The 1458-nt window shown below is 60.8% G+C and carries 1 protein-coding gene; it reads right to left on the bottom strand.

Annotated elements, in window-relative coordinates:
* Window positions 1–42 precede the first annotated feature (42 nt).
* Window positions 43–1458: flagellin N-terminal helical domain-containing protein (locus ABIB57_RS26790; RefSeq protein ID WP_354044505.1), on the bottom strand; the 1416-nt coding region annotated here is incomplete at its 5' end.

Raw genomic sequence — 1458 nt, 5'->3', positions numbered from 1 at the left:
CGGGCACGAGGCCCGCCTTTTCCGATATTTGCCGAACCGAGATTAACGGAGCAGCTGGAGCACGCCCTGGTCGGCCTGGTTGGCCATCGACAGGGTCGACTGAGCCAGGGACTGACGGGTCTGCAGAGCCAGCATGTTGGCAGCTTCCTGGTTCATGTCGGCCAGGGTCAGGTTGCCAGCGCCGGTTTCCAGGGTGTTGGTCATGGACTTGGTGAAGTCCTGACGGTTCTGGACGATCGACAGGTTCGAGCCGAAGGACGAAGCCTGCGAACGAACCGAAGTCAGCGCGGTGCCGATCTGAGCGATGTACTTGTCGATGTTGTCGTCGCTATCCAGATCCTTGGCAGCAAGCGTCGTCGTGACCTTGAGGTTGGACGAGTTGACGGCCTTCTGGCCCTTGGTGCTGATGTCGATCGAGGAGGTGCCGGTTTCGTTGAAGGTGATCTTCAACTTGTCGCCACGCAGCAGGTTGATACCGTTGAACGAAGCATCGTCCGACAGCTTGTCGAGCTGGTCACGCAGCTGGTTGAACTGGGTAGCCAGATCGGAGCGGACGGTGTTGCCACCGATGGTGCCTTGACCGGTCATGTAGGTGCCGCCGGTAACGGTCAGCTTCTGGGTCGAGTCGTTCTCGATGCGCAGCTTGCCGTTGTCGTTCGAAGCACGAACCTTGCCCTGCAGAGACACGGTGTCGTTGATGGTGTTGACCAGTTCATCGGTGGTCTTGGCGGCAAAGGATGCAACCGAAGCGCCGATGGTGGCAGCACCGCCAGTGAGCGTACCTTCAGTGATGGTCACTGCAGTGGGCGTGCCAGTGCTGGTGGTGTTGGCGATCGCGAGCTTGCCGGCAGCGTCAACCGAGGCCGAAACCTTGGCGTCAGCGGAGCTGGCAGCAGCGTTGATCTTGTCGGCGATCATCTGGGCAGTGTCGCCAGTGGCCAGGGTGATGTCAGACGTGGTGGTGACGCCATCGCTGATCTTGAGCTGCTTGCCGTTGTCAGCCAGGGCAATGCCGCCGGCAGCAATGGCAGTCGCCTGGGTCATGACGGCCTTGCCGGTGAGAACGGTGGCAGTGCCGAGCGAGCCGCCAGCGAGCGTGAAGGAGCTGGCAGCGGTTGCAGCCGGAGGAGGGGAAGCCAGGGTATAGGAGGCGGTCAGGAACGACTTGTCCTGGCGAGCCTGACGCAGGGTGGACTGCATCGATTCCAGGTTCTTGGTGATCGAGGTCAGGCCGTTATTGGCAGCTTCGATGGTCTTGACGCCATTGGCCATCGAATCCATCAGGTTGTTCAGGTCGTTGGAACGGCTGTTCAACGAGGCGGCCGTGAAGAAGTTGGTCGGGTTGTCGAGAGCGGAGTTGACCTTGTTGCCGGTCGAAAGGCGGTCCTGGGTCTTGGCCATCAGGGTCGCGGTGCCCTGGAGAGCCGACAGGTTTGAACGGACGGCTGCCGTCAAATT

This window comes from Devosia sp. UYZn731, assembly GCF_040546795.1.
GTDB lineage: Bacteria > Pseudomonadota > Alphaproteobacteria > Rhizobiales > Devosiaceae > Devosia.
This window is presented reverse-complemented; position numbering and strand designations above follow the sequence as displayed.